The organism is Amycolatopsis sp. SID8362 (genome assembly GCF_010550475.1).
In the GTDB taxonomy this organism is placed as follows: domain Bacteria; phylum Actinomycetota; class Actinomycetes; order Mycobacteriales; family Pseudonocardiaceae; genus Amycolatopsis; species Amycolatopsis eburnea.
Genome location: NZ_JAAGNB010000787.1, coordinates 1 through 4,015, shown reverse-complemented (window position 1 = coordinate 4,015; position 4,015 = coordinate 1). Strand labels below are relative to the sequence as shown.

The window sequence follows — 4,015 nt, the reverse complement described above, 5'->3', positions numbered from 1 at the left end:
GGAGTCGGCCCGCCGCCACGCGCGCGCGGACGTCGTGTGCGTCCCGGTGCTCGACGCGCCCCGGACGTCGGTGCTGCTGGCCTGGCCCGACCGGACGCGGTCGCGGGCGGTGGCGGCGTTCGTCCGGGCCGCCACCGGGGTCAGATCCCCGGTGGCTCCTTCGCCCACTTAGGCGGGGCCGGCGGAACGTAGGTCTCGAACGCGTCCAGCAGCGCCGCCGGGTCGGCGTCCGCCATCAGCAGCTGCCGGTAGTCCGCCTTGACGAACCCCTCGGTCACCATGTGGTCGGCGAACGCGAGCAGCGGGCCGTAGTAGCCGTCGACGTCGACCAGGCCGATCGGCTTGCCGTGCAGGCCGAGCTGGGCCCACGTCCAGACCTCGAACAGCTCCTCCAGCGTGCCCGCGCCGCCGGGGAGGGCGAGGAAGCCGTCGGACAACGCGGCCATCTTGGCCTTGCGCTCGTGCATGTCGTGCACGACGTGCAGCTCGGACAGGCCCGCGTGGGAGATCTCGACCGACGACAGCGCCTCCGGGATCACGCCGATCACTTCGCCGCCCGCCGCGAGGGCCGCGTCGGCGACCACGCCCATCGTGCCGACGCTCGCGCCGCCGTAGACCAGGCCGATGCCGCGCTGGGCCAGGAGCTTGCCCAGCGCCGCCGCCTGCTCGGCGTAGCGCGGCGAGAACCCCATGGACGAGCCGCAGAACACGCAGATCCGGCTCATCAGTGGGTGTCCTCCCAGGCCTGGTAGGACTCCTGGACCACGCGGACGGCGTCGTCGATGTCGTCGGTGACGTGCAGCAGGTCCAGGTCGTGCGGGCTGATCTTGCCCTCGGCCATGACCGAGTTCTTGATCCAGTCGTAGAGCCCGCCCCAGTACGCGCTGCCGAACAGCACCACCGGGAACTTCGTGACCTTCTTGGTCTGCACCAGCGTCAGCGCCTCGAACAGCTCGTCGAGCGTGCCGAAGCCGCCGGGCAGGCAGATGAAGGCCTGCGAATACTTGATGAACATCGTCTTGCGGGCGAAGAAGTACCGGAAGTTGACGCCGAGGTCGACCCACGGGTTCAGGCCCTGCTCGAACGGCAGCTCGATGCCGAGCCCGACGGAGAAGCCGCCGGCCTCGGCCGCGCCGCGGTTGACCGCCTCCATCGCACCCGGCCCGCCGCCGGTCATCACCGCGAAGCCGGCGTTCGCCAGCGCGCCGCCGATCTTGCGGCCGAGCTCGTACTCCGGGTTGTCGCGCTTGGTGCGGGCCGAGCCGAACACCGTGACCGCGCGCGGGACCTCGGCGAGCGCGCCGAAGCCTTCGACGAACTCGGCCTGGATCCGCAGGACGCGCCACGGGTCGGTGTGCACCCAGTCGCTCGGGCCGCGCGAGTCCAGGAGCCGCTGGTCGGTGGTGCTGCCCTGGTCGCGGCGGTCGCGGCGCAGCACGACCGGGCCCTTGTGCCGCTCCACCGGGCGTTCGGGGTACTGGCCGTCCGGCCATTCAGACTGTTCGCTCACTTCCCCATGCTACGGCCTCGCCGCCAGCGAGAATGCCAGCAGCGCCGTGGAGGTGAAGTCGATGGCCGGTTCGTTGCTGGGCCATGAACTCAGGTCGTCGGCGTAGCGGCTTCCCTGTCCGTCGAACGATTCATACGGACGGGTGCATTCCTTGGCACCCGCCGGGAACGGCAGGTCGGCGAAGTTGTCCGCGCCGTTCGGGCCGTTGACGACCGCGCCGTAGAGCACCTTCGACGGGCCGGCGAGGTTCGCGGCCTGGTGGTGCGGGCACTGCGGCGACGTCGAGCCGACGCCGACCACGAGCGAGACGCCCCAGGCGTTCGCGCCGAGCGTGAAGTCGCGCTGCTGCGCGCCGAACGCGGCATAGCGGGTGTCGCCGGTGACGCGCTGGTAGAGCCGCGCGGTGGCGGCGAAGCCGAAGCTCTTGCTGGCGGCGTCGAAGTCGGTGACGGCGACCGCCGTCCGGAATGGACTCTTCGTCGCCGCGTCGACGCCGGAGTCGAGCTGGCGCCGCAGGTCCGCGGCCAGCTCGCGAACGCCGAGCGCGGCACCGGGGACGCCGGTGCGCAGCAGCCCGGCGAGGTCGGCGTGGGCGAGCGCGCTGGTGTCGTAGAGGTTCAACGTGCTCGTGTCGCCGCTGCCGATGTACGCCTTCGCCCACTTCGCCGCGTCGCGGGCCCAGCCGTTCGCACGCGGATCCTTCAAGGCACGCGCCGCCAACGCGAGCTGCGTGGCACCCAGCTCGAGATCGTCCTCCCAGGACGATTCCGGGTAGTAGGCGTGTGGGAACGCGGTGACCAGCTCGCCGACGCCCGACGTCTTGGCCTGGCCGAACACCGCCGCGGCTTCGGTGAGGTAGTGGCGGGCCAGCCGCGGGTCGCGGTGCGCGTACACCTGCGCGCCCAGCGCGAACGCGGCGGCGACGCGGCCGGCGAGGTTCGGCGACAGCGGCGCGCCCGCCGGGCCGGCCGGGAACACCGGGCGGTGCTTGACGAAGTACGCGGGGTCGCCGGGCTTGACGTCGAGGGCGTCGTCGTCCTGCGGGTTGCGCCAGACGTCGTGGTCGCCGAGGAAGCCGAACTCCTCGCTGCCGGTGCCGATGCCGACCTGGGCGTAGAGGGTCCTGGACTTGCCGTCCCACACCTTGTCGAGCCAGCCGAGGCCGAACCGGACCTCCTTCGCCAGCACCGGGTCGGGGTCCTCGCGCAGCACGAAACCCAGCTCCGCCAGCGAATACGCGGTGTTGGACGTGAACTTCACGAAGTCGCCGGCGTCGACCCAGCCGCCTTCGACGTCGACCGGACCGCCGGCGGGCTTCAGCGGTTCGACGATCTCGTCGCCGCCCTCGCCGGCGAACTTCGGTTCCGCGTAGACGGTCGCCGTCCGGTCGGCCAGGTGTGAGGGCTTGCGGTCGAGCCGGCCGGGGACGACGTCGTGGCCGTCGCGCTGGGCCTGGAAGAACTCGGTGGTGGCGCGCACGAGCGGGCGGAACAGCCTGCTCGCGGGTGTCGATCCGGAACGGCGGCGACGTCGCGCCCGCGGCCTTGACCCGGTACGTGCCCGGCCGGTCCAGAGTGGACAGATCGAGGTCGAACACCGCGGGGTAGCGGGCGTTCCAGGCGCCGAGGCTCGCGCCGGTCCGTCCCTTCCGGACGGTGTGCCCGCGCTCGTCGACGACGGTGAACGACCCCGACGCGCTCCCGAGCAGGTACGCGTGCTTGGCCTCCCCCAGCGCGTAGCCGGCTTGGTCGACGCGCACCTCGGCCGGGGCCGCGGCCTCGGCCGGGGCGGCGGCGAGGGGCACGGCGAGGGCGGCCGCCGTCGCGAGGGGAAGCAGGCGCGTGATCGGCCTCCGCTTTGTTAGGAAAGTTTCCTATTTAACGCTAGCCTGACGGCGACCGGGGCGTCAATATGTCCGTTTCCGCGATGGCGGCGCCGATGACCTACCGTGGGGAGATGACCGAACCGCTCGGCGCGCGGATCCGGCGGTTGCGCACCGACCGGGGGTGGACCCAGCGCGAGCTCGCCGAGCCCGGCTACGACCGCGGTTTCCTGGCGAAGGTCGAGACCGGCAGCCGCCCGCCGTCGGAGGAGATGCTGGCCTACCTGGCCGAACGCTTCGGGCTGACCGTCGACGAGCTGCGGTTCGACCGTCCACCCGGCGTCGCGGACGAGCTGCGCGCGGCGCTGGACGAGGGCTACCGCGACCTGGAACAGGGCCGCGTCGCCGACGCGGAAACGCGGTTCGCCGCCGTGGCGAAGCAGGCCGCCGGCTACCACCTCGACGACGTCGAGTGCTACGCGCGGTTCTGCCAGGCCGAGGTGAAGTGGCAGCTCTTCGACGTCGCGGGCGCGCAGGCGGACCTGGAGCACGCCGAGGAGCTGGCGGCCGCGGCGCCGCCGTGGCTGCGGGCGATGATCGTGCACCGCTGGTCCGGCTGCCGCTACCTCAGCGGCGACGCGGGCACGGCGATCGCGCGCGTCGAGGCGGAGCTGGCCGCGGGA

At 72.4% G+C, this 4,015-nt stretch carries 4 protein-coding genes and 1 pseudogene; 1 reads left to right on the top strand and 4 read right to left on the bottom strand.

Annotated elements, in window-relative coordinates:
• Positions 1-140: 140 nt before the first annotated feature.
• From G3I65_RS24380 to G3I65_RS57505, 4 genes and pseudogenes are all read right to left on the bottom strand, one after another.
• On the bottom strand, positions 141-725 hold the full coding sequence (locus G3I65_RS24380; protein ID WP_160698160.1) for a TIGR00730 family Rossman fold protein: 585 nt from the start codon (positions 723-725) through the stop codon (positions 141-143).
• Positions 725-1,510, bottom strand: coding sequence for a TIGR00730 family Rossman fold protein (locus G3I65_RS24375; RefSeq protein WP_160698159.1), 786 nt, complete (start codon positions 1,508-1,510; stop codon positions 725-727). The genes G3I65_RS24380 and G3I65_RS24375 overlap by 1 nt, the downstream gene beginning before the upstream one ends.
• Before the next feature lie 9 nt (positions 1,511-1,519).
• Positions 1,520-2,989 (bottom strand): glycoside hydrolase family 9 protein, encoded by a 1,470-nt coding sequence (locus tag G3I65_RS24370; protein ID WP_309235673.1) that lies wholly within the window; start codon positions 2,987-2,989, stop codon positions 1,520-1,522.
• Between the two features lie 106 nt (positions 2,990-3,095).
• Positions 3,096-3,269 (bottom strand): annotated as a pseudogene (locus tag G3I65_RS57505) (cellulase N-terminal Ig-like domain-containing protein); the annotation flags it as partial.
• Positions 3,270-3,466: 197 nt separating this feature from the next.
• Between G3I65_RS57505 and G3I65_RS24365 the strand changes: the two are divergent.
• Positions 3,467-4,015 (top strand): helix-turn-helix domain-containing protein (locus G3I65_RS24365; RefSeq protein ID WP_239071415.1); only part of this gene is annotated, 549 nt, incomplete at its 3' end.